18 protein-coding genes are annotated in these 22,919 nt (G+C 65.3%); 8 read left to right on the plus strand and 10 right to left on the minus strand.

Translation table 11 applies throughout. The annotated features are described in order from the left end of the window. Window positions 1-47 precede the first annotated feature (47 nt). The 5 genes from QAZ47_RS28310 to QAZ47_RS28330 form a co-directional block, all read right to left on the minus strand. Window positions 48-2,294: a molybdopterin cofactor-binding domain-containing protein gene (locus QAZ47_RS28310; RefSeq protein ID WP_278231564.1), complete on the minus strand. Its 2,247-nt coding sequence runs from the start codon at window positions 2,292-2,294 to the stop codon at window positions 48-50. Then, the gene (locus QAZ47_RS28315; protein WP_278231565.1) at window positions 2,291-3,160 is read right to left on the minus strand and encodes an FAD binding domain-containing protein; all 870 of its coding nucleotides are present in this window, start codon (window positions 3,158-3,160) and stop codon (window positions 2,291-2,293) included. Before QAZ47_RS28315 ends, QAZ47_RS28310 begins: the two co-directional genes overlap by 4 nt. Continuing rightward, the gene (locus QAZ47_RS28320) at window positions 3,160-3,609 is read right to left on the minus strand and encodes a (2Fe-2S)-binding protein (RefSeq protein WP_278231566.1); all 450 of its coding nucleotides are present in this window, start codon (window positions 3,607-3,609) and stop codon (window positions 3,160-3,162) included. The genes QAZ47_RS28315 and QAZ47_RS28320 overlap by 1 nt, the downstream gene beginning before the upstream one ends. A 168-nt stretch (window positions 3,610-3,777) precedes the next feature. After that, window positions 3,778-4,053: a DUF2249 domain-containing protein gene (locus tag QAZ47_RS28325; RefSeq protein ID WP_278231567.1), complete on the minus strand. Its 276-nt coding sequence runs from the start codon at window positions 4,051-4,053 to the stop codon at window positions 3,778-3,780. Between the two features lie 278 nt (window positions 4,054-4,331). After that, on the minus strand, window positions 4,332-4,841 hold the full coding sequence (locus QAZ47_RS28330; RefSeq protein ID WP_278204216.1) for an anthrone oxygenase family protein: 510 nt from the start codon (window positions 4,839-4,841) through the stop codon (window positions 4,332-4,334). Window positions 4,842-5,149: 308 nt separating this feature from the next. Between QAZ47_RS28330 and QAZ47_RS28335 the strand changes: the two genes are divergently transcribed. After that, complete coding sequence (locus tag QAZ47_RS28335) at window positions 5,150-6,862, plus strand: HAD family hydrolase (protein ID WP_278204218.1); 1,713 nt, start codon at window positions 5,150-5,152, stop codon at window positions 6,860-6,862. A 27-nt stretch (window positions 6,863-6,889) separates the two neighbouring features. Here QAZ47_RS28335 and smc read toward each other — a convergent pair whose 3' ends face one another. The 3 genes from smc to QAZ47_RS28350 form a co-directional block, all read right to left on the minus strand. Then, window positions 6,890-10,348 (minus strand): chromosome segregation protein SMC, encoded by a 3,459-nt coding sequence (smc, locus tag QAZ47_RS28340; RefSeq protein ID WP_278231568.1) that lies wholly within the window; start codon window positions 10,346-10,348, stop codon window positions 6,890-6,892. 60 nt (window positions 10,349-10,408) lie between these two features. Next, window positions 10,409-11,152, minus strand: a complete 744-nt coding sequence (locus QAZ47_RS28345) for a DsbA family protein (RefSeq protein WP_278231569.1) — start codon at window positions 11,150-11,152, stop codon at window positions 10,409-10,411. A gap of 197 nt (window positions 11,153-11,349) precedes the next feature. Beyond that, window positions 11,350-11,850: a DUF721 domain-containing protein gene (locus tag QAZ47_RS28350; RefSeq protein ID WP_278231570.1), complete on the minus strand. Its 501-nt coding sequence runs from the start codon at window positions 11,848-11,850 to the stop codon at window positions 11,350-11,352. A 32-nt stretch (window positions 11,851-11,882) separates the two neighbouring features. Between QAZ47_RS28350 and mutY the strand changes: the two genes are divergently transcribed. Both mutY and QAZ47_RS28360 read left to right on the plus strand, forming a co-directional pair. After that, window positions 11,883-13,010, plus strand: a complete 1,128-nt coding sequence (gene mutY / locus QAZ47_RS28355; RefSeq protein WP_278231571.1) for an A/G-specific adenine glycosylase — start codon at window positions 11,883-11,885, stop codon at window positions 13,008-13,010. Window positions 13,011-13,020: 10 nt separating this feature from the next. Next, window positions 13,021-13,632, plus strand: a complete 612-nt coding sequence (locus tag QAZ47_RS28360; RefSeq protein ID WP_278231572.1) for an HAD family phosphatase — start codon at window positions 13,021-13,023, stop codon at window positions 13,630-13,632. A 45-nt stretch (window positions 13,633-13,677) separates the two neighbouring features. Here the strand turns inward: QAZ47_RS28360 and QAZ47_RS28365 are convergent, their stop codons facing one another. Continuing rightward, entirely contained in the window at window positions 13,678-14,811 is a 1,134-nt protein-coding gene (locus QAZ47_RS28365) for a site-specific DNA-methyltransferase (RefSeq protein WP_278231573.1), read from the minus strand. Between the two features lie 173 nt (window positions 14,812-14,984). Here QAZ47_RS28365 and QAZ47_RS28370 point away from each other — a divergent pair, with 173 nt between their 5' ends. Next, window positions 14,985-15,674 (plus strand): HAD family phosphatase, encoded by a 690-nt coding sequence (locus QAZ47_RS28370; RefSeq protein ID WP_278231574.1) that lies wholly within the window; start codon window positions 14,985-14,987, stop codon window positions 15,672-15,674. A 32-nt stretch (window positions 15,675-15,706) separates the two neighbouring features. Here the strand turns inward: QAZ47_RS28370 and QAZ47_RS28375 are convergent, their stop codons facing one another. Beyond that, window positions 15,707-16,450, minus strand: a complete 744-nt coding sequence (locus QAZ47_RS28375) for a hypothetical protein (protein WP_278231575.1) — start codon at window positions 16,448-16,450, stop codon at window positions 15,707-15,709. A 128-nt stretch (window positions 16,451-16,578) separates the two neighbouring features. Here QAZ47_RS28375 and thrC point away from each other — a divergent pair, with 128 nt between their 5' ends. The 4 genes from thrC to QAZ47_RS28395 all read left to right on the plus strand — a co-directional run bounded on the left by thrC (window position 16,579) and on the right by QAZ47_RS28395 (window position 22,890). Continuing rightward, window positions 16,579-17,976 (plus strand): threonine synthase, encoded by a 1,398-nt coding sequence (gene thrC, locus QAZ47_RS28380; protein ID WP_278231576.1) that lies wholly within the window; start codon window positions 16,579-16,581, stop codon window positions 17,974-17,976. A gap of 14 nt (window positions 17,977-17,990) precedes the next feature. Next, window positions 17,991-19,283 (plus strand): pitrilysin family protein, encoded by a 1,293-nt coding sequence (locus QAZ47_RS28385; RefSeq protein ID WP_278204235.1) that lies wholly within the window; start codon window positions 17,991-17,993, stop codon window positions 19,281-19,283. Between the two features lie 118 nt (window positions 19,284-19,401). Further along, the gene (locus tag QAZ47_RS28390) at window positions 19,402-19,998 is read left to right on the plus strand and encodes a GNAT family protein (RefSeq protein ID WP_278204237.1); all 597 of its coding nucleotides are present in this window, start codon (window positions 19,402-19,404) and stop codon (window positions 19,996-19,998) included. Between the two features lie 3 nt (window positions 19,999-20,001). Further along, entirely contained in the window at window positions 20,002-22,890 is a 2,889-nt protein-coding gene (locus QAZ47_RS28395; protein ID WP_278231577.1) for an EAL domain-containing protein, read from the plus strand. Window positions 22,891-22,919: the final 29 nt, after the last annotated feature.

The raw sequence follows: 22,919 nt of genomic DNA on the forward strand, positions 1-22,919 counted from the left end.
GCGACATGCATGATCCGCCGAGCAAGCCGGCGCAGTCGCTTGCTTTCTCAGTCTATCGCCGCAAGGACGCGCTCGGGCGAAAGCGGCAGTTCCGTGAGCTCAGTGCCCAAAGCGCTGTTGACGGCGTTGACCACCGCCGCCGCCACCGGAATCGTCGCAATCTCCCCAACGGCCTTGGCGCCGAATGGGCCGGTGGGCTCACCCTCTTCGACGAGCAGCACGCGTATCGGCGGCATCTCGGGCGCATTGGCCAGCGTGTAGCGGCTGAAACTGTCACCGCGCATCCGGCCCGTGGCGCGATCGATTGCAACGTCCTCATACAGCGCGTAGCCGATGCCGATCTGGATCCCCCCGTGGATCTGGCCCTCCACCAGCATCGGGTTGATCGCCCGCCCGACGTCATGAACGGCGAGATAGTCGGTCACCTTCACGCGACCGGTGAGCCTGTCGACCTCGACCTCCGCGAAATGCGCCGCATACGAGCCTGGATTGGCCTGGGCGCGATAGGTTTCGGTCGCCGCCGGCAGTCCGATCCCGCGGCTGACCAAGCGGGCAGCGAGGTCCGCGAGCGCGATGCCGGCGTCATCCCGACAAAGTACCGTGCAGGCTTCCAGGCGCAAATCATCGGCCGGCATGTTCAGTTCCAAACCGGCGGCTGCGCGGATCGACTTTGCAAGGCCGACGCCGGCGCGACGGATGGCTTCCCCGCAGATATAGGTCATGCGGCTGGCCCGTGTGCCGAGGTCGTAGGGACAGGTGTCGGTATCGGCGGGAGCGATGACGATGTCGCGCGTCCTTAACCCCAGCGTCTCGGCCGCGATCTGCGCCAGCGTGGTGTCGGCCCCGCAACCGAGATCGTGCAGCGCGCAGACGAGCTCGGCCCGCCCGTCCGGCAACAGCCTCAACGAGGCCGTGGTTTCTTCATGGAACCCGGGATAGCAGCCATTGATGTGAGTAGCCGAGGCGACCCCGACTCCCCGGCGCCACCGCCCCCGCTCAACGCCCTTCTGGCGGCGCCCGGCCCAGCCGAACGCCTCGGCGCCACGCGCCAAACACTCTCTTGCGCGGGCGTTGCCAAGGTCGAGCCCCTGCCAAGGTTCAATCGCGCCAGGGCCGACGAGGTTTCTCTGGCGCAAGGCCACCGGATCCATTCCCATCCGGCGGGCTGCTATATCCAGCGAGATTTCCGCTATCGTGTGAATTTGCGGCGAGCCATAGCCGCGGAAAGCGCCTGCCGGCACGGTGTTCGTATAGACGGCGCGGCCGCTATAACGCTCCGCCGGAACGTCATAGAGCCGCACCAGCCGCTGAAGCATCGAACCGGGCAGATAGTTGCCGCCGGTGCAGTAGGCGCCAATGTCGACGAGCGTCTCGGTTTCGCGCGCCAGCATGCGGCCGTCGGACCTGAATGCGATCCGCATCCGCCCCGTGACGCTGGAACGCGTACGGGTTGCGGTGAATGTCTCATTCCGGTCGTAGCGAATGATGACCGGCCGGCCGAGCTTCAGGGCGAAGAAAGCGCACAGAGGGTCGAGGATCGGCTCCGCCTTTCCTCCGAACGAGCCGCCTATCGGGGTTTTTTGCACCCTTATCTTCTCGGAAGGCAGGCCGAGCGCCTGGCCGACGACCGCCTGAACGGCAAAGACGCTCTGGCACGGCGACAGGATCAGGATGCGACCGTCCGGCTCGGGCCTGGCGATACAGGCATGGGTCTCCACCGCACAATGATGACTGCGCGGGGTCGTGACGCGGGTTTCGACGATCAGATCCGCGGCGGCGAAGCCAGCCTCCGGATCGCCGTGCACGAAAGTCTCACCGGCTACGGGATTCAAGAACGTCGGGGTATCGTCCTCGCGCAACGGCAGTCCGGCGTGACCGAGCGCGACTTCGGGATCGAAGATGGCAGGAAGGTCCACATAGTCGACCTCGATCAGCCGCGCGGCATGGCGCGCGGTTTCTTCCGTATCCGCAACGACCGCCGCCACTCGATCGCCCACGTGGCGAACGATTTGCGGAAACATCTGCTCGTCCGCCAGCGCCTTCTGCCCGGAAAACCATATCGAGCTGTTATAGAAATGAGCCGGCGTGTTGCCATGCCAAAACACCTCATGCACCCCTTCGACCGCCAGCGCGGCCGTGGTGTCGACGCGAGAGACTCGAGCATGGGCACGCGTGCTCAGCACGAGCGCGCCGTGCAGCAGGTTTTCGATATCGAGGTCGGCGGTGAAGCGCAAAGCGCCCGTGACTTTCGCGACGCCGTCAACCAGCGGCACGCGGCGGGATAGCTGGTTCATTCGGCTGCGTCCTCGAAAAGCTGCCCGCGCGGGTTCAGCCCCAGCGCTTGCGCGACCAGGTCGAGCCCCAGCCCCGCGATCGCGCGACGCTTGTAGGCTTGCGAATTGCGACCCGGGATCGCCGCATCGACCTCGCCGGCCAAAGCCGAAAGAAACGCGCGCAGCGCGGCATGTTCCAGTTTGCTGCCGGCGAGTGCCGCTTCGGCGAGAGGTAGGCGCAGCGGTCGAGGACCCAGCGCTCCGGCGGCGATTCGCACATCGCCAAAACGACCATCCTGAAACTCGGCCAGCAGCGCGATGTTGAGACGCGAGATGCTCAAGGCCCGCCGGGGTCCGAGTTTGACAAAAGCACTGCATGGAAGGAGGCCGTCGCCCGGCAGTATCACTTCCGCGATCAGGTATCCGCGGTCAGGTGCATAATCGCAAATTGCGAGCTCGCGCGACGCGCCATCACGGCCGATGCATCCCAGGCGGGCTTTTGCTGCGACCAGCACGGGCACAAGATCGGCGGCCGGGGCGGCATTTGCGATGTTGCCGCCGATGGTGGCCCGGTTGCGGATCTGAACGGACCCGCATTGCGCGGCGGCCTCGGCAAGGGCAGGCAGCCGCATTGCGAGCCCACGATGGGCGGCAATCGCGGCGACAGTCGTGGCGCCTCCGATGCGGATACCGCCGTCGTCGGCGGAGATGAAGGCCATGCCTGCCATGCGTGAGAGATCAATGAGCAGGCCGCCGGTTGGCATCGTACGGCCCGCGATCAACATGTCCGTCCCGCCGCCGATGAAATTTACCGGTCCCGCCGCCGCGGACAACAACGTCCGCAACTCCATCGTGTCGATCGGCGTGGCCACTGACAGCTCGCCCATCAACGAGCCACCTCACGAGCGGCAGCATGGGCGGCAACAGCTTGAATGATGATCTCGAAGCCCGTGCAGCGGCAGACATTGCCCGCCAGCGCGTGGCGGATTTCGACTTCGAGCGGGTTGGGGCTGGCGCGCAAGAGACCCTCGGCAGCCATCAAGATGCCCGGCGTGCAATAACCGCATTGCACCGCGCCCAATTGCAGGAACGCATCTTGCAGGCCGCTGCTTTCGCCGAGTCCCTCGACGGTGATAATTTTGTGCCCCGCGGCCTGGAACGTCAGCATCAGGCAGGAGTTGACCGGCTTCCCATCCAGCAGCACGGTGCAGGATCCGCACTCCCCTTCGCAACAGCCTTCCTTGACACCTGTCAGGCCAAGGACATCGCGAAGAAACCTGCTCAGCCGCGAGACGGCCGAAGCCTCTGCCTCGACCGCCTGACCGTTGACTTCCAAAGAAATTCTCATGGCGAGGAATGCTCTCGCATCCGATGTCTAGATGGCCTGCTCTAACTATTTGTTTTTACGCAATTCCGGACGGAAAACCGTTCACACTTTTCCTGGAATTGCTCTAAGTGGCGGCTCATACCAGCAGGTCGTGCCGTCGAGCATTGATCTCGATCATCAGCCGCCGCAGCAACAATCGCAGCCGGACTGCAATCTCTTGATCTCAACGCGCCAAATGTCCGGCCCTTGCTGCAGGTATTCCCAATCGAACAGGCCAGGATACCTGGCTTCCATCTGATAGCGTAAAGGTCGCGGATCGTGATCGTTCACAATGACGAAGGATTGGCCCTCGGCTAGTGCCTGGACAATCCCGAAGATCCGAGGGTGGCGCTCCACAGGCGGGATGGCGCGCACGTCCAGTTGGGGCTGGGATACGACTTCGGTTTCAGACATGTTCAACAAATTCCCGACTGCTGCCACAAAGTGACTCCGGGCCGGCGCGCCCGGCTCAAAGATTTATCGCGGTCCGGGCCGGCTTATTTGTCGAAGCGCAAACAACTCGCGGAATGTGCTGCGGCCGGCAGGGGTCGACGCCACGATATCCGGCCGTGTGGGCAAGGACCGAAACTTATGATTGCCGGCGCTGCCAAACGAAGGCCAATCTCAACGAGACGATCGGCCACCCCCTCTCTTGAAGCCTCCTTTGGGTAGATCGGAAAGCCTGCCGGACATCAGGCACTGCGGATGGCGATTGCCATGGTCAGCAGGATCAGGCTCAGCATCGCCAACACCGCGCGGAGAACATGCGAGAGTTCCCAGCGGTTACGAAGCGCCGTCCACTCTTCCGCTGACGGGAGCGGGGTTCCGTCATTGCCCTCGGTTGCGAAGAAGCGCTTAGCCGGAGAGCTCAATTCCACCTCTTGCAGCCAGTGTTTGTTGACCGGCTGGGTCATGACCCAGAAAACAAGCTGCATGATGAGGAGCGCAGCCAACGCGCCGGCGATCAGCCGGAAATGGACAGGGCCGCCCGAGGTCAGCATCAACGCAAACGTCGCAATGATCCCGCCGATTTCGGCGATGCCGCCTCCGACCGTAAAGCCCGGATAGTAGATGCGTTGGACGACAAAATACTCCTCTCTGCCAAGCCGCAATTTGCCCGGCAACTCCAGCGCATGGGCGAGCGCCATGGCCATCGCGCTTGCCACCAGGATGACGGTCAGGACTTCCAGGAAAACATACATCGGATGGGCCTCTCACTCGGCTGAGCGCTTCCGCGGAAGCAGCCTCGACGATTTCGAGCGACGCTCCAGATCGAACGCGGCCGACCTGACCGGGTTCCGTCGAGCAGGAAAGGCCTGCTAGCGAGCAATGGTGGAAGGGCCTTGCCACGGGTTTCCCGCATCGGTCACGCATGGCGCGCTGGATGCGTCGTGAGCTCGGCCAAACGCCCCGATCGTTGCGAGGCAAGACGCCGGGCTAAACCTTTTCCGCCGACAGACGTTGTTCGTTCGAGAGGACCGAGCGAACCGCCAGCGGAGAGGATCACCCGATGTATTTCATGGCATTGGCCACCGATTACGATGGCACGCTGGCGCATAACGGCCTGGTTGCCGCAAGCACGCTCTCGGCGCTGGAAAAGCTGAAGCGGTCCGGCCGTAAGCTCATCCTGGTCACCGGCCGCGAACTGTCCGATCTGAAGGAATCGTTTCGCGAGATCGGCCTGTTCGACAAGGTCGTCGCCGAAAATGGCGCGCTGATCTACACGCCGGCGAGCGAAGAAGAGCGCACCATTTCTCCCTCCCCTTCCACCGACCTGGTCAACAGGCTGAAGAAACGCGGCGTCAAGCCGCTCTCGGTCGGCCGCTCGATCGTCGCCACCTGGGAACCGCACCAGGCCACTGTGCTCGACGTCATCAAGAAGCTCGGGCTGGAGCTGGAAATCATCTTCAACAAGGGCGCGGTGATGATCCTGCCCTCGGGCATCAACAAGGCGACCGGGCTCGCGGCGGCGCTAGCCGATCTCAGGCTGTCGCCGAACAATGTGGTGGCTGTCGGCGACGCCGAAAACGACCACGCCTTCCTCAGGGCGGCGGGCTTGAGCGTGGCAGTCGCCAATGCCTTGCCGTCGGTGAAGGAGACAGCCGACCTCGTCACGAAAGGCGCGCGCGGCAAGGGCGTCGAGGACCTGATCCGCAAGCTGATCAAGCTCGACCATCTGATCGTGCGCAAACGCTCGCGCGGCATCCTTTTGGGAACCGCCCACGGCAAGAAGGTTTATCTGTCGCCCGTCGCGACGGTTCTGATCGCCGGAAGCTCCGGCATCGGAAAATCCACATTGGCCACGGCGCTGACCGAGCGGCTTGTCGAAAAAGGTCTGCAATTCTGCATCTTCGATCCGGAAGGCGACTATGACGGACTGCAGGGCGCGGTGCCTCTCGGCGATGCTTCAAGCCCGCCGAGCAAGGACCAATTGCTGGAGCTGATCGACAAGCCGGGCACCAATATCGTGGTCAACGGGCTAGCGCTGCAGGTCGACGAGCGGCCCGATTTCTTTGCCGAATTGCTGCCCGGCCTCGGCAACGTCCGCTATCGCACGGCAAGGCCGAACTGGCTGATCATCGACGAGGCGCATCACCTCTTGCCGAAGAAGCGTGAGGATACGCGCGCAGTGCTTTCGCTGGAGCTGCCCGGCACGGTGCTGATCACCGTGCATCCGGAGGCGATCTCGACGGGTGTCCTGCGGCTGGTGACGGTAGTCATCGCGCTCGGTCCGAAGGCGAAGGGCGTCATCAAGACCTTCTGCAAAGAGGCCGGGCTGGAGGTGCCCAGGAGCATCCCCACACCCAAGGGCGATCGGGTGCTGCTGTGGCGGCCGCGGGACGACAAGAAGCCCTTCACCGTCAAGCCGATCGAACCCGACCAATCGCTGAAGCGGCACAGCCGCAAATATGCCGAAGGCGAGCTCGACGAGGCGGGCAGCTTCTATTTCACCGGGCCGAAAAAGGCGATGAATCTCAGAGCCCACAATCTGATCATCTTCGCCCAAATGGCGGAAGGCATCGACGACGAGACCTGGGAATACCACCTGCGCGCAGGCGACTACTCCAAATGGTTCCGCCAACAAATCAGGGACAAGGACCTGGCGCGCGAGACGGCCGAGGCCGAGAAGGACAAGCGTCTGTCGCCCGAGGAGAGCCGCAAGCTGGTGCTTGAGGCGGTGCGCCGTCGCTACACCGCGCCGGCGACCGCGCCGGAAAAGTAGTTTGGTCGATACGGGCGGCCAGCTGCCTCAGCTCGCCTCGCGCATCGCTTCGGCCGCCTGCAGGTCGACCGAAACCAGCTGGCTGACGCCCTGCTCGGCCATGGTGACGCCGAACAGCCGGTCCATGCGCGCCATGGTGATCGGGTTGTGGGTGATGATGACGAAGCGCGTCTCAGTGGTCTTCGCCATCTCTTCCATCAGATTGCAGAAGCGCTCGACATTGTGGTCGTCGAGCGGCGCGTCGACCTCGTCGAGCACGCAGATCGGCGCAGGATTGGTGAGGAACACTGCAAAGATCAGCGACATCGCCGTCAGCGCCTGCTCGCCGCCGGAAAGCAGCGTCATGGTCTGCGGCTTCTTGCCGGGCGGGCGGGCGAGGATTTCGAGCCCCGCCTCCAGCGGATCTTCCGATTCGATCAGCTGCAGTTCGGCGGTGCCGCCGCCGAACAGATGCGAGAACAGCCGCTGGAAATGGCCGTTGACGACCTCGAAGGCCGAAAGCAGCCGCTCGCGGCCCTCGCGGTTGAGGTTCTGGATCGCCTGGCGCAGCTTGCGGATGGCCTCGATGATGTCCTCGCGCTCGGAAACGATGGTTTCCAGACGCTCGGACAGCTCCCTCTGCTCTTCCTCGGCGCGCAGATTGACGGCGCCGAGCCGCTCGCGCTCGATCTTCAGCCGGTCGAGCTGGCGCTCGACCTCGGCCATGTCGGGCATCGGATCGTCGGCCTCGAGCCCGGTATGCTTGATGACGAGATGCGGCGGCGTGTTCAGCGCTTCCTGGATGCGCGCCTCGACCTCGGCGCGCCGCTCGTCGGCCGCGGTCAGCCGCTCCTCGGCGCGGACGCGGGTCTCGCGCGCCTCGGCAAGCGACTGGATGGCGGCGGTCGCCGCCTTGTCGAGCTCGGCCTGCTTGGTCTCCGCCTCCTGCAGGCGGTCGCCGGCCGCCTGGCGCAGCGCCTCGGCTTCGGAAAGCTGCGTCAAGAGCGCGCGGCGCTTGGCGTCGATCTCGTCCGGAGCGTCGGCCAGCCTCTCGCGCTCGGCCTCGGCTTCCGCCTTGCGCTCGCCGAGAGCGGCGATCTGCGTCGAGGCGTTTTCGGCCCGCTCCAGCCAGTTCTTGCGCTCGAGCCCGATGGCGTCGAGCCGGCGCATGCGCGCTTCGGCCTCGCGCCGCAACCCTTCATGCACGGCGCGCGCGTCGGCGAGCGTGGCACGGTCGCGCGCGACATTAGCGGAAGCCTGTTCGAGCTGCAGCTGCAGGTCGCCGAGGTCGGGCGCGTCCTTCAGCATCTCCTCGGCTTCGAGGAAAGCGGCTTGCGTTTCCTCATGGCTGTCGACGATGCGCGCGCGCGCCTCGTCGAGTGCGGCGCGGCGGCTTGCCAGCTCGCCGCCGGCCTTCTCGGCCCCGGCCAGCGCGTTGCGGGCGGCATCCAATCCGTGCTGTGCGTCACGGCCGGCCTGGCGCGCGTTGCGCTCGGCCTCGCTTGTCTGGCGCATCGCCTGCTCGGCGCGCGCCAGCGCCTCTTCGGCCTCGCGCACGACGCGGGTCGCCTGCACTGCCTCGGCATCGAGCTCGGCCAGGCGGTTTTTCTGCGCCAGTCGCTGCGCGGCGGCGGTCGGGGCGTCGGCGCTGGCCGTCAATCCGTCCCAACGCCAGAGCGCGCCGTCACGGCTGACCAGCCGCTGGCCGGGCGCGAGCAGCGCCTGGAAACGGCGGCCGTCGGCGGCATCGACGATGCCGATCTGCGCCAGGCGGCGGGCAAGCTGCGCCGGCGCGCGCACCACACTCGCCAGGCTCTTCACGCCCTCCGGCAATGCCGCATCGGCGGGCTGGATCGCGCTCTCGCCCCAGTGCACCGGGGCGCTGCGGTCGAGCGGCACGTCGAGGTCCTCGCCGAGCGCGGCGCCCAATGCCGTCTCGTAGCCGCGCTCGACGCTGATCTGCTCCAGCACCGAAGGGAAGAGGTCGCCGCTCGCGGCGTTGAGGATCTTGGCCAGCGTGCGCGCTTCCGTCTCGATGCGCTGCAATTCCGCCTTGGCATCCTGCAACGGCGGCCGCGCGGCGCTTTCGGCGGCGCGGGCCTCGGCGACCGCCTGCTCGGCGGCGATGGCGCCTTGCTCGCTCTCTTCGAGACGGGCGAGCGCATCCTCGACCAGCAGCCGCTTCTCGGCCGGATCGGGCAGGCCGGAAATGCGCGCGACGATGTCGGAAAGCTCGCGGTCGACCTCGGCGAGCTGGCGAGCGAAGCGGTCGCGGCGCTCGGCGGTCTCGCGCAGCGTGCGCTCGATCTGATGGCGCGAGGCGGCGGCCTCGGCACGCTCGGCGGTCAGCGCGGCAAGCCTCGCTTCGCTTTGCGACAGCGTCGCGCCGGCCTGCTCGAAGGCGGCGCGCGTCGTGGCCTCGCGCTCGGCGGCGCCCGCATTTTCCGAATTGAGCTCGGCTTCCTCGGTGCGCAGACGCTCCAGGATGTCGGCGTTGTCGCGCACCATCCGCTCCTCGCGGGCGATGTCGGCGTCGAGCTGCTGCAGCCGGCGTTCGAGCTCCGCCTGGCGCGAGCGGATGCGGCCGGCTTCCTCCTCGATCTGCGTCTTGGCGATCGACAGGCGCTGGAAGGCGGCCGCCGCGGCGGCTTCGGCGTCGCGCAGGTCGGGCAGCCGGTGTGCGGCGATGCCCTGCTCCCTGGCAGCCGCCATCTGGGCGGCGGCGCGATCGCCGACCAGCGTGGTGGCTACGGCAAGGGCCGAACGCGCCTCGCCTTCCTGGGTCTTGGCCAGCGTCCAGCGCAGATGCAAGAGCGTCGCCTCGGCCTTGCGGATATCGGCCGACAGGTTCTTGAAGCGGGAAGCCTGCCGCGCCTGGCGCTTCAGGCTTTCGATCTGGCTTTCCAGCTCGCCGACGACGTCGTCCAGCCGTTCGAGGTTCTGCTCGGCTGCCTTCAGTCTGAGCTCGGCCTCGTGCCGGCGCGTGTGCAGGCCGGAAATGCCGGCAGCCTCTTCGAGAAGGGCGCGGCGGGCCTGGGGCTTGGCCTGGATCAGTTCGCCGATGCGGCCCTGCCCGACCATGGAGGGCGAGCGCGCGCCGGTCGACTGGTCGGCGAAGAGCAGCTGCACGTCCTTGGCGCGGGCTTCCTTGCCGTTGATGCGGTAGAGCGAGCCGGCCTCGCGCTCGATGCGGCGCGACACCTGCAGTTCGTCGGCATCGTTGAAGGCGGCGGGCGCGGTACGGTCGCTGTTGTCGAGGAAAAGCGTGACTTCGGCGGTGTTGCGCGCTGGCCGTGCGCCGGAGCCGGAAAAGATCACGTCGTCCATGCCGGACGCGCGCATGTTCTTGTAGGAGCTTTCGCCCATCACCCAGCGCAGCGCCTCGACAAGGTTCGACTTGCCGCAGCCGTTCGGCCCGACGATGCCGGTCAGCCCGCGTTCGATGACGAACTCGCCGGGCTCGACGAAGGACTTGAAACCGAGGAGGCGAAGGCGCGAAAATTTCATTCGCGCCGCCCCGCAGAGCCTAGAACGCCGAGGCGCGATTGCTTCGGCGCGGCCTGGACGTCAGAGCAGAGGGTCGATGATGGCCGACATTTCCTCAATCGACATCGCCCCTTTGTAGGTCTTTCCGTTGATGAAGAAGGTCGGCGTCGAGTCGACCTTGAACTCGTCCGCTCCGCGTTTCTGGACAGCTCTCACATCGTCCAGAAGTTTCTGGTCCGTCAAGCAGGCCTCAAAGGACTCCTGTGTAAAACCGGCGAGCTTGGAGATCTGCAGCAGCGCTTCCTTGGTATTGCTGACGCCGACCCAGCTCGGCTGCTGCTTGAACAGCACGTCGACCATGGCGAAGTAGTTGTCCTTGGCGCAGCGCGCCAGCATGAAGCCGGCTTCGGCGCTCGGGTCGAAGGGGAATTCGCGCAGGATGTAGCGCACCTTGCCCGTGTCGATATATTTCGACTTCAACTGAGGGAAGGTGGCATCGTTGAAATGCGCGCAATGCGGGCAGGTCATCGACGCATATTCGACGATGGTGACCTTGGCGTCGTCCTTGCCAAGCTGCTTTTCCGGCAAAGCGCCGGGCTTGAGCAGTTCCGCCATGTCGACCGTGCCCTGCGCTTCCGGCACCTGCGCGGCCGCCGGCGTTGCCGGCTTGGCAGGCGTCGACGGGTCGGCGGGTTTCACATTGGCCGCCTTCGCCTCCTCGCCCGAGTCGCTGCATGCGGCAAGCAGCGCCACAGCCGGAATGGCAGCCAGCGTGGTCAGAAGGTTCCTGCGGGACAAGCTTTTGCCAAAAGGGGCACGGTTCATGCGAATCACCTGATATCGGTTGGATTTTGCAATGCAAGGGCTAGAAAAGGCGAGAGTTGGCGCGAATTAAGGCATCGCCGTCCCCAATCCAATCGCCAATTTTTCGGGCGCGATCACGAATACGCGACATTGACGACAATTTTGCAGCACGCTGCATGTCTCTTCCCGAGACCGTTGCGCATGTTTGGGAGACATGCTCAAGGCCTTTTTTGTCCTATGATGGTTGCTCCAAGCCGCTCGAGCGAAGCGCGCAGGCCATCGTCCTCGATCTTGCCGACCGTGCGCGCCAGCTTCGATTTCTCGGCCTCGCTGAGCGGCCTCGGCGCCGGTTTCGGACGGGCTTGTGCCGAAAGGACCGGCTTCTGCAGGATCTTGATGCGGCCGATGGCGTTGAAGCCCAGAAAAGCGTTGACACGGTTGATGACCTCGCCGGCCTCATGCTGCAGATGCAGCGCCGCCATGCCTTCGCAGGCGACGATCAGCACCGCCGGCTCGAACGGATCGTCTTCGTGTAAGCGGCGCGGCCACTGGATTTTTTCCGGGCGCGAGTGGCTGGCCAGTCGCGGCCCGGCGATCTCCTCCCAGGATTGCACCAGCCCGATCGAGATACCGGCGCGCTTCCTCAGCACCGGATCGAGGATCTCGGTCGCGAGATCGCTCACCGGAACGGGATTGCCGAAGGGCTTTTTCCCTGCCATGTGCGTTCTCCGATCCCCAGCTCACCCGATCAATGGCACCGCAAGACCAGACCCGCAAGGCCGTGAAGGTCGCATCCGGAGATAGCAGCATCGCCGCCCGCCTGCTTGCCTGGTATGACGCGCATCACCGCGACCTGCCCTGGCGCGTGACGCCGGACGCGTTCGCGCGCGGGACAAGGCCCGACCCGTATCGCATCTGGCTCTCCGAGGTCATGCTGCAGCAGACCACGGTCGAGGCGGTGAAGGCCTATTTCCGGACTTTCACGGAGAAATGGCCGACCGTCGAGGCGCTGGCCGCCGCGCCCGCCGAAGACGTCATGAAGGCCTGGGCCGGGCTCGGCTACTATTCCAGGGCGCGCAATCTCAAAGCCTGTGCCGATCTCGTGGCGCGGCAGGGCGGCCGCTTTCCCGACGCCGAGGCCGGCCTGAAGGCATTGCCGGGTATCGGCGCCTACACGGCGGCGGCCATCGCGGCGATCGCCTTCGACCAGCCGGCGGCCGTCGTCGACGGCAATGTCGAGCGCGTCATCTCGCGGCTCTATTCGATCGAGACGCCGCTCAGCGAGGCCAAGCCCGAGATCCGCACGCTGGTCGAGAAACTGGTGCCGCAGGCGAGGCCCGGCGACTTTGCGCAGGCCATGATGGACCTTGGCGCGACGATCTGCACGCCGCGCCGGCCGCGCTGCATGCTGTGCCCGGTACGCGAGGATTGCAGCGCCATTCTCGCTGGCGATCCTGAACGCTTCCCCGTCCGGCTGCCAAAGGACGACAAGCCGCTCCGGCGAGGCGCTGCCTTCGTCGCCGAGCGCGACGACGGCGCCATCCTGCTGCGCAAGCGGCCGGACAAGGGCCTGCTCGGCGGCATGACCGAGGTGCCGACGACGGCCTGGACGGCTCGGGTCGATGGGGCGACCACGGAAGATGCCGCACCTTTCCCGGCGGACTGGCGACGCGCCGGGCGGATCGGCCATGTCTTCACGCATTTCGCGCTCGAACTCGAAGTCTTTCATGCCCACATCGAAGGTGACGCGCCTAACGGGCATTTCTGGTCGCTGGCCCATGAAATTTCCGGGGAGGCGCTGCCCACCGTCATGAAAAAGGTAATCGAGGCGGCGATACCGGGCGCGACCAAAAAGCAACGCCCGCAGCGCCCGCATTGAAAGGACCGCAATGACCGAAATCCGCCACATCGTGTTCGACATCGGCAGAGTTCTGATCCACTACGATCCGAACCTTGCGTTCAGCCGCCTCATCCCCGATGCGGACGAACGGAAATGGTTCTTCGACCATGTCTGCACCAGCGAGTGGAACATCGAGCAGGACCGCGGGCGGACATGGGAAGAGGCCGAGGCGCTCTTGATCGCCGAGCATCCCGATCACGCCGAGAACATCCGCAATTTCCGCCGCCACTGGCACGACATGGTGCCGCATGCCTATGACGACAGTGTCGCCATCATGGTCGGCCTGATCGAAAGCGGCCGCGACGTGACGATGCTGACCAATTTCGCCGCCGACACTTTCACGGAGGCCCGCCAGCGTTTCGGTTTCCTCGACCGCCCGCGTGGCGTCACCGTCTCGGGCGAGATCGGCCTGATCAAGCCCGATCAGGCCATCTACGACCATCACGTCGCATCGTTTGACCTGGAGCCGGCCGCCACGCTGTTCATCGACGACAGCCAGAAGAATGTCGACGGCGCCAAGGCCGCCGGCTGGCAGGCAGTGCTGTTCACCGATGCCAAGACGCTTCAAGCAGACCTTGAGCGGCTTGGGATTGCGGCTTGATCTGAATCGCTTGCGGCGATCCGCTGAAGTCTTGATTCAAGCGGATCAGCCCCCTGCCCGCTCCATGCCGAGGCGTGCGATGCGGCGCAGCTCATCGATCGGGGTGAGGCCGCCGCTGCGCTCATAGTGCCAAAAGGTCCAGCCATTGCAGGCATCGAGCCCCTGCACCTCGGCGCCGATCTTGTGGATGGAGCCGGCGCTGTCGCCGATGGCCAGCGTGCCGTCGGCGCGCACCTTGGCAGCCCAGCGCTTCTTGGCGTCGTAGAGCGTGGCGCCCGGCGCCACCAGGCCTGTGTCGAGCAGGCTTATGAAGGCGACGCGCGGCTCGGCGCGCTTGCCGGAAAGCACGGTGAGGTCGGCGCCATCGAGCGGGCTAACGGCCGCGATGCGCTCGTTGGCGGCGTCGATATAGGCCTGCTCGCGCTCGATGCCGACGAAGTGACGGCCGAGCCGCTTGGCGACGGCGCCGGTGGTGCCCGAGCCGAAGAAGGGGTCGAGCACGACGTCGCCCGGCTTGGTCGAGGCCATCATGATGCGGGCAAGCAGCGCTTCGGGCTTCTGCGTCGGATGCAATTTGTTGCCGTTGTCGTCCTTCAGGCGTTCGGCGCCGGTGCAGATCGGGAACAGCCAGTCGGAGCGCATCTGCAAATCGTCGTTCGAGGCCTTCAGCGCTTCGTAGTTGAAGGTGTAGCCCTTGGCCTTCTGGTCGCGCGAGGCCCAGATCATCGTCTCGTGCGCGTTCTGGAAGCGGCGGCCGCGGAAGTTCGGCATCGGGTTGGTCTTGCGCCAGACGACGTCGTTCAGGATCCAGAAACCGAGATCCTGCATGCGGGCGCCGACGCGGAAGATATTGTGGTAGGAGCCGATGACCCAGATGGTGCCGTTGGGCTTCAGCACCCGGCGCGCCGCCAGCAGCCAGGCGCGGGTGAAGGCATCGTAGGCCTCAAAGCTCTCGAACTGGTCCCAGTCGTCGTCGACGGCGTCGACCTTGGACTGGTCGGGCCGGTGCAGGTCGCCGTCGAGCTGCAGATTGTAGGGCGGGTCGGCGAAGATGACGTCGATCGACTTTTCCGGCAGCCGGTCGAGGGCGGCGACGCAGTCGCCCTTCAGGATCGTGTCCAGCCATTCGGACTTAAGGGGAGTGTGGGAAAGCTCGTCGAGAAGACGCACGGCAGACATCAAAACACCCAAGGCACGCGTTACGGTTTACTGGCCGTTATGGTTACCGATCAGCGTAAACATTCGGTGAAGGCCGGGCGAGCCCGCCCCGGCGGTTTGCGAAGACCGGCCCATTGGTGTATGCCGCGCCGCCTGAGGCCAGCCAGGCCATTCCTTTCACGCTTCGGATTGCCATGCCACAGCCAGACCTTGTCATCTTCGATTGCGACGGCGTGCTCGTCGATTCCGAAATCGTCGCCGCGCGCGTCGAGGCCGAGCTTCTGACGTCGGCCGGGTTCGAGATCTCGGCGGAGGAGATTTTCGAGACCTATGCCGGGCTGACCTTCAAGGACATCATGCTGCGGCTCGAAGAGAAGTCCCACATCCCGTTCCAGGCCTCGCTGATCGACCGCGCCGAGGAGCTCGTCGACCGCAAGCTGCGCAGCGACGTGCGCGTCATCGACGGCGCCCGCGAGGCGGTGGCTGCCGTCACCGCGCCGCGGGCCGTCTGCTCGAATTCGCGCAAGGAACGGATCGAGTTCATGCTCGACAAGGTGCGCCTGCTGCCCTTCTTCGCCGGCCGCATCTTTTCGGGCCTCGACATCCCGAGCAAGAAGACCAAGCCGGCGCCGGACGTGTTCCTCTTCGCAGCCGAACAGCTCGGCGCGAACCCGAAGAACACCTTCGTCATCGAGGATTCCGTGCACGGCGTCACCGGCGCCCGGGCGGCAGGCATGCGCGTCATCGGCTTCACCGGCGCCGGGCACAGCTATCCCGGCCACGCCGACGCGCTGACCGAGGCCGGCGCCGAAACGGTCATCCGCCGCTTCGCGGAACTCGGCAGCACGATTGCGGCGCTGTCAGAGTGGTCGGAAGACGCCTAGGGTTCGCTGGAAACTCTAGCCAACACCCTTGGCTAGTTCGTCGCAGCCGCGGCGACGCGCTTCTTCCGCTTGCCTTTCGACTTGTCCGCCGCGGCAGGCGCGTTTTCGTCGTAGCCGGCATAGGCCTGATAGTCGGTCGCACTGGGCTCCGGCACCACGACATTGGCGTCGGTGAAGACGAACTGCGTGGCGGCCGAAGGATCGGTGACCTGCACCTGATACTGATGAAGCTGCGAATAGAGCACGTCGGGCCCGTGCTGGACCGCGACGCGGATCGGCATGGTGACGGTACCGGGCGCAAACAGCGGCCCCGGCACGACCTTGCCGGCGACCGCGATCTTCATCGTCAGCTGGCCGTTTTCGTGCGTGCAGTCGCGCGTCACGTCGGTGATCGAGGCCTGGTAGATGATCTTGGCGGGATCGCGATTGGGGTCGACCGGCTGACCGTCGGGGCTGGTCTGCGCCGCCGCGGCGGCCGCAGCCTCGGCATCCGCCGCGGCGTCAGCCTTCTTTTTCTTCGGCTTGGCGGCCGTGCCTTTGGCGTAGGTGTTGAAGAAGGCGGTGCCGTCGCGCAGCGTCACCTTCGGGCAGTAGGCGCGCAGCTGGCTGGCAAGCACTTTCGGGTCCTGCGGCGGTGGCGGCGCCGTCGGGTCCTTCTTGCCGAGACCGAAGTTCAGAATGCCATTGTCGCTCGATTGGCAGCCTGCGGCGGCAAGCATAAAGCCGGTTAGCGCCAGACCCGCGACAAGACGACGGTTGACCGAATAAAACGCCATGAACTGCACTTCCCTCTCACAAAGCCGGTGACGTATATCAACGCCGCGGCGAAAATGCGACTGAGCCGGCTCGGAAAATTAACCAATTTGCCGTGGATGATGCGGCCGGCAGCTATGGGCTTTTGACGATGCAATATGTGAGTACCCGCGGGGATGCGCCCGTGCTTGGATTTTCCGACGCGGTGCTGGCCGGGCTGGCACGCGACGGCGGGCTTTACGTGCCGCGCGAATGGCCGCGGTTCTCGGCCGCCGACATCCGCGCCATGCGCGGCCTTGCCTATCCCGATCTTGCCATCCGCGTCTTGACGCCCTTCCTCGGCGGCGAGATCGCCGCGCCCGTCTTCGAACGGCTGGTGCGCGAAGCCTATGCGACTTTCCGCCACGAGGCGGTCTGCCCGTTGGTGCAGACCGGCACCAACAGCTTCGTCCTCGAACTCTTCCACGGCCCGACGCTCGCCTTCAAGGACGTGGCGATGCAGCTGCTCGCGCGGCTGATGGACCATGTGCTTGCCGAGCGGGGCAAGCGCGCCACCATCGTCGGCGCGACCTCGGGCGATACCGGCGGGGCTGCGATAGACGCTTTTGCCGGCCGCGACCGCACCGACATCTTCGTCCTTTTCCCGCACGGCAAGGTCTCGCCGGTGCAGCAGCGGCAGATGACGACCTCCAGGGCCGCCAATGTCCATGCGCTGTCGATCGAAGGCAATTTCGACGATTGCCAGGGCCTGGTGAAGGACATGTTCAACGACCACGGCTTCCGCGACCGTGTGTCGCTGTCGGGCGTCAATTCGATCAACTGGGCCCGCATCATGGCCCAGATCGTCTATTATTTCTCGTCGGCGCTGTCGCTCGGCGCGCCCGACCGGCCGGTGTCCTTCACCGTGCCGACCGGCAATTTCGGCGATATTTTCGCAGGCTACGCCGCCAAGCGCATGGGGCTGCCGGTCGAGCGGCTGATCATCGCCACCAACGACAACGACATTCTGGCGCGCACATTATCGAGCGGCGAATACCGCACCATGGGCGTGTTCGCCACCACTTCGCCGTCGATGGACATCCAGGTGTCGTCGAACTTCGAGCGCCTGCTGTTCGAGGCAGCAGACCGCGATGCCGCGACGGTCAGGCGCTACATGAACGGGCTGAAGCAATCCGGCGCATTCACCATCGAAGCGGACGAACTGGCGCGCATCCGCGCCGAATTCGACGCCGGCCGCGCCAGCGTCGAGGAGGTCGCCGCGACCATCCGCAAGACGCTTGAGCGGAGCAGCTATCTCATCGATCCGCACACGGCCGCCGCCGCGCATGTGGCGGCAGCCCACGCCTCGGGCGCCGTGCCGATGGTGGTGCTCGGCACCGCGCATCCGGCGAAGTTCCCGGCGGCGGTCCAGGCCGCCAGCGGCGTTACCCCGGCGCTTCCCTCGTGGCTGGGTGACTTGATGACAGCCGACGAAAAGTACACCATACTTCCATCCGAGCTGAAAATGGTGGAAGATTACGTGAGCCGCCACACGCGGGCGGCCCGTTAGGGAGTAGTTGCCATATGGGTGTTGAGGTAAGCCGTCTGTCGAACGGCCTGACGGTCGCCACCGAAACCCTTCCAAGCCTCGAATCCGTTGCCCTTGGCGCCTGGGTGAAGTCGGGCGCCCGCAATGAACGCGATGAAGAGCATGGCATGGCCCATCTGCTCGAGCACATGGCGTTCAAGGGAACCAAGCGGCGCAGCGCCTTCCAGATCGCCTCGGAAATCGAGAATGTCGGCGGCGAGATCAATGCCGCCACCAGCGTCGAGACGACGTCCTACTATGCCAGGGTGCTCTCCGACGACGTGCCGCTGGCGGTCGATATCCTGGCCGACATCCTGCAGGAGTCTGAATTCGACCCCGAGGAGTTGGAGCGCGAGCAGCATGTGATCCTGCAGGAGATCGGCGCCGCGCACGACACGCCCGACGACATCGTCTTCGACCGTTTCACCGAAACCGCCTTCCGCCACCAGACCATCGGCCGCTCGATCCTCGGCACGCCGGAGACGGTCAAATCCTTCACCTCCAGGCAGTTGCACGACTTCATCGAACGGCAGTATGGAGCCGAGCGCATGGTGATCGTGGCCGCCGGCGACATCAAGCACGACAATTTCGTGCGCGAGGTGGAAAAACAGCTCGGCGGCTTCCGCGCCAAGGCTACCAGCAACATCCCGCAATATGCGCAATATGTCGGCGGCGACTTCCGCGAGGACCGCGACCTGATGGACGCGCAGATCGTGCTCGGCTTCGAGGGCCGCGCCTACCACGTGCGCGACTTCTACGCCTCGCAGGTGCTGTCGATGATCCTGGGCGGCGGCATGTCGTCGAGGCTGTTCCAGGAAGTGCGCGAGAAGCGCGGCCTGTGCTATTCGGTCTATGCCTTCCATTGGGGCTTCTCAGACACCGGTATTTTCGGCGTGCACGCCGCGACCGGGCAGAGCGACATCGCCAAGCTGGTGCCGGTCATCATCGACGAGCTGCAGAAAGCCGGCGAGAGCATCCAGCAGGATGAGCTCGACCGCGCACGTGCGCAATATCGCGCCGGCCTCATCATGTCGGCGGAAAGCCCGGCAAGCCGCGCCTCGCAGATCGCCAGGCAGTTGCTCCTGTTCGGCCGACCGATCGCCAAGGAGGAGCTGATGGAGCGGCTGGCGGCGCTGACCGTCGAGCGGCTGACCGACCTCTCCTCGCGGCTGTTCTCGACCAAGCCGACGCTGACGGCGGTCGGCCCCGTGGGCACGCTGGCGCCCTACGAGGCGATCCTCGAATCGCTTGCTGGCCCGCAGACGACGGCCCGCAGGCTCGCCGTCTAACCCTAAGCAGGTTTCGCAAAAGTGTCCCACGGTTTTGCGATCAAAACCTGCGAGAAACCAGGGAATCTAAGCAGATATTCGTGGGGCATCCCACGAATATCTGCTTAGTTCCAGAGCCGTGTTCGCGCTCCCTTTCTTTCGCCGCGACCTGCCGGCACTGAAGGGCGAAAAGGTCACGTTGCGCGTGCCGCTGACCAACGACTACCGCGAGTGGTCGGCGCTGCGCGGCGAAAGCCGCGCCTTCCTGGAGCCATGGGAGCCGCGCTGGCAGCCGGACGAGCTCGACCGCACCGCCTGGCGGATGCGCATCAGCCGCTACCGCGAGGACTATGCGCAAGGCACGGCCATCGCCTTCTTCATCTTCGAGAAGTCGAGCGGCAAGCTCGCCGGCGGCATCACGCTCGGCAACATCCGCCACGGCGTCGCGCAAAGCGGCCATATCGGCTACTGGATCGGCGAGCGCTTCGGCGGCCGCGGCCTGATGACCGACGCGGTCAAGCTGGTGTCGCGTTTTGCCTTCGATACGCTGAGGTTGCACCGGATCGAGGCTGCCTGTATTCCCGACAACGCCCGGTCGATCCGCGTGCTTGAAAAAGCCGGATTCCGGCGCGAAGGACTTCTGCGATCCTATCTCAGGATCAACGGCATCTGGCAGGATCACTACCTCTACGCCCGGATAGCGGACGATCCGCCGGGCGATGGAACGAAGGGCTGATATGTGACGAATTTTCCGCGAATCGCGTCGCTGTTCGCCCTCATCCTGGCGATCTTCGTCGCGCTCTCGGCAGCCGCGCCCGCGCTCGCCGTCGAGCCGATCAAGATCGCCCGCGACGACAAGGCGCTCGACCTTTCGGGCGCCGTCGAGATCTACCGGAACCAGGGCGACAATTTCCAGGTCTCGACCGCGCCCGGCCCCGACGGCATCGTGCGGCGCATCGAGGTCGAGGCCAAGGACGCGCGCTCGACCGGCGACTGGGCGGTGTTCGCGCTCGCCAATACCACCGACCAGCAGCTCGACCGGCTGATCGTCGCGCCGCATTTCCGGCTGGTGAATTCCGGCATCTTCTGGCCGGACCTCGGCTCCACCCGCATCGCCGCGATCACGCCCAGCGAAGGCTTCGCGCTCGACCGCCAGACCAGCCCGGACGCCGACGTTTTCCGGGTGACGCTGAACCCCGGAACGGTCGTCACATTCGTGGCCGAGCTCGCCTCGCCGAAGCTGCCCCAGGTCTATCTGTGGGAACCTGAATCCTACAAGGACTCGGTCAATTCCTACACGCTGTTCCGCGGCATCGTCATCGGCATCGCCGGGCTTCTGGCACTGTTCCTGACCATCCTGTTCGTGGTCAAGGGAACCTCGATGTTCCCGGCCACGGCCGCTCTCGCCTGGGCGGTGCTCGCTTATATCTGCGTCGATTTCGGCTTCCTCAACAAGGTCATCGAGATCTCGCCCGGCAACGAGCAGATGTGGCGGGCGGGCACGGAAGTGGCGCTGGCGGCGACCTTCGTGGTGTTCCTGTTCGCCTATCTCAACCTCAACCGATGGCATGGCCATTTCAGCTATGGCGCCCTGGTCTGGATCCTCGGGCTGCTCTTGATTGCCGGTGTGGCCATCGTCGATCCGGCGGTCGCCGCCGGCATCGCCCGCATCTCGTTCGCCGCCACCGCGCTCACCGGTCTCGGCCTCATCATCTTCCTCGGCATTCGCGGTTATGACCGCGCGATCATGCTGGTGCCGAGCTGGGTGATGGTGCTGCTATGGCTATGCGGATCGTGGATGGCGATCACCGGCATGCTGGACAACGACATCGCCCAGCCGGCGTTGGGCGGCGGCCTGATCCTGATCATCCTCCTGATCGGCTTTACCGTCATGCAGCACGCCTTTGCCGGCGGCGCGCTGCACCAGGGCCTGTTCTCCGATCTCGAGCGCCAGGCGCTCGCGGTCGCCGGATCGGGCGACACAGTGTGGGACTGGGACGTGCTGCGCGACCGCGTCGTGACCAAGCCCGACATCAGCCTGCAGCTCGGCCTTGCCCCCAACAGCCTGTCGGGTGCCGCGCGCAACTGGCTGCCGGTGCTGCATGCCGACGACCGCGACACTTTTCGCACCACGCTCGACGTGGTGCTGGAACACCGGCGCGGCCGGGTGGCCCAGAATTTCCGCCTGCGCGGCGCCGACGGGCACTATCACTGGTTCTCGCTGCGCGCCCGTCCGGTGATCGGATCGGACGGCGAGGTGATCCGCTGCGTCGGCACGATGGTCGACGTGACCGAGCAGAAGAAGTCCGAGGAAAGGCTGCTGCACGACGCCGTGCACGACAACCTCACCGGCCTGCCCAACCGCGAGCTGTTCATGAACCGGCTGGAGGCGATCATCTCGATCGCCCGCACCGAGGACAAGGTGCGCCCGACCGTCTTCGTCATCGACATCGACCGCTTCAAGCAGGTCAATGACGGTCTCGGCATCTCGGCCGGCGACACTATCCTGCTGACGATCGCGCGCCGGCTGCACAGACTGCTGAAGCCAAAGGATTCGCTGTCGCGCTTTGCCGGCGACCAGTTCGCGCTGATGCTGCTCTCCGAGCAGGATCCGGCGCGCATCGCCGCCATGGCCGATGCCATCAAACACGCGATCAACAACCCGATCACCTTCGCCAAGCGCGAGATCGTGCTCACTGCCTCGATCGGCTTGATCACCTGGACGACGGCGCAGACCTCGTCCGAGGACATGGTCAAGGACGCCGAGCTTGCCATGCACCAGGCCAAGCGTTTCGGCGGCGACAGGATCGAGCCGTTCCGGCCGGCCTTCCGCACCGTCGGCACCGACCGGCTGCAGTTCGAATCCGACCTCCGGAGGGCCATCGAGCGGCGCGAGTTCACGCTTGCCTACCAGCCGATCGTGCGGCTGGAGGACGGCAGCGTCGCCGGCTTCGAGGCGCTGCTGCGCTGGGATCACCCGCGGCGCGGCATGATCCCGCCAGGGGATTTCATCCCGGTGGCCGAGAATTGCGGGCTGATCGTTCAGCTCGGCCTGTTCGCCATGCAGCAGGCGGCCGAAGATCTGGCGACGTGGCAGAAGCAGATCGGCGACGCGCCGCTGTCGGTCTCGGTCAACCTATCGAGCCGGCAGCTCATCCGCCGCGATCTGGTCAGCGATGTCCGCTCCGTCATCGCTCGAGCCAACCTGAAGCCGCGCTGCTTCCGGCTGGAGCTCACCGAGTCGCTGGTGATGGACAATCCCGAGCAGACCGCGCATGTGCTGACCAAGCTGAAGCAGCTCGGCATCGGGCTGTCGCTCGACGATTTCGGCACCGGCTATTCCTCGCTCTCCTATCTGACGCGCTTCCCGTTCGACACGATCAAGATCGACAAGAGCTTCGTCGACGACGCCACGCCGAAGCGGGCGGTGCTGCTCAAATCCATGGTCAACATGGCGCATGAGCTCGGTCTGTCGGTCGTCGCCGAAGGCATCTCCGACGAAAGCGACGCGCTGGAATTGCGCCAGATGGGCTGCGAATATGTCCAGAGCTTCATGTTCGGCGCGCCGATGCCCGGCGACCAGGTGCTGAAGACGTTGAGGGAGCAGTATCCGCTTACACAGGCTTAGTCAGGTACGTCTGATGCGGCCTGTTCCGG

Origin of the sequence: Mesorhizobium sp. WSM4904 (assembly GCF_029674545.1) — a bacterium.
In the GTDB taxonomy this organism is placed as follows: domain Bacteria; phylum Pseudomonadota; class Alphaproteobacteria; order Rhizobiales; family Rhizobiaceae; genus Mesorhizobium.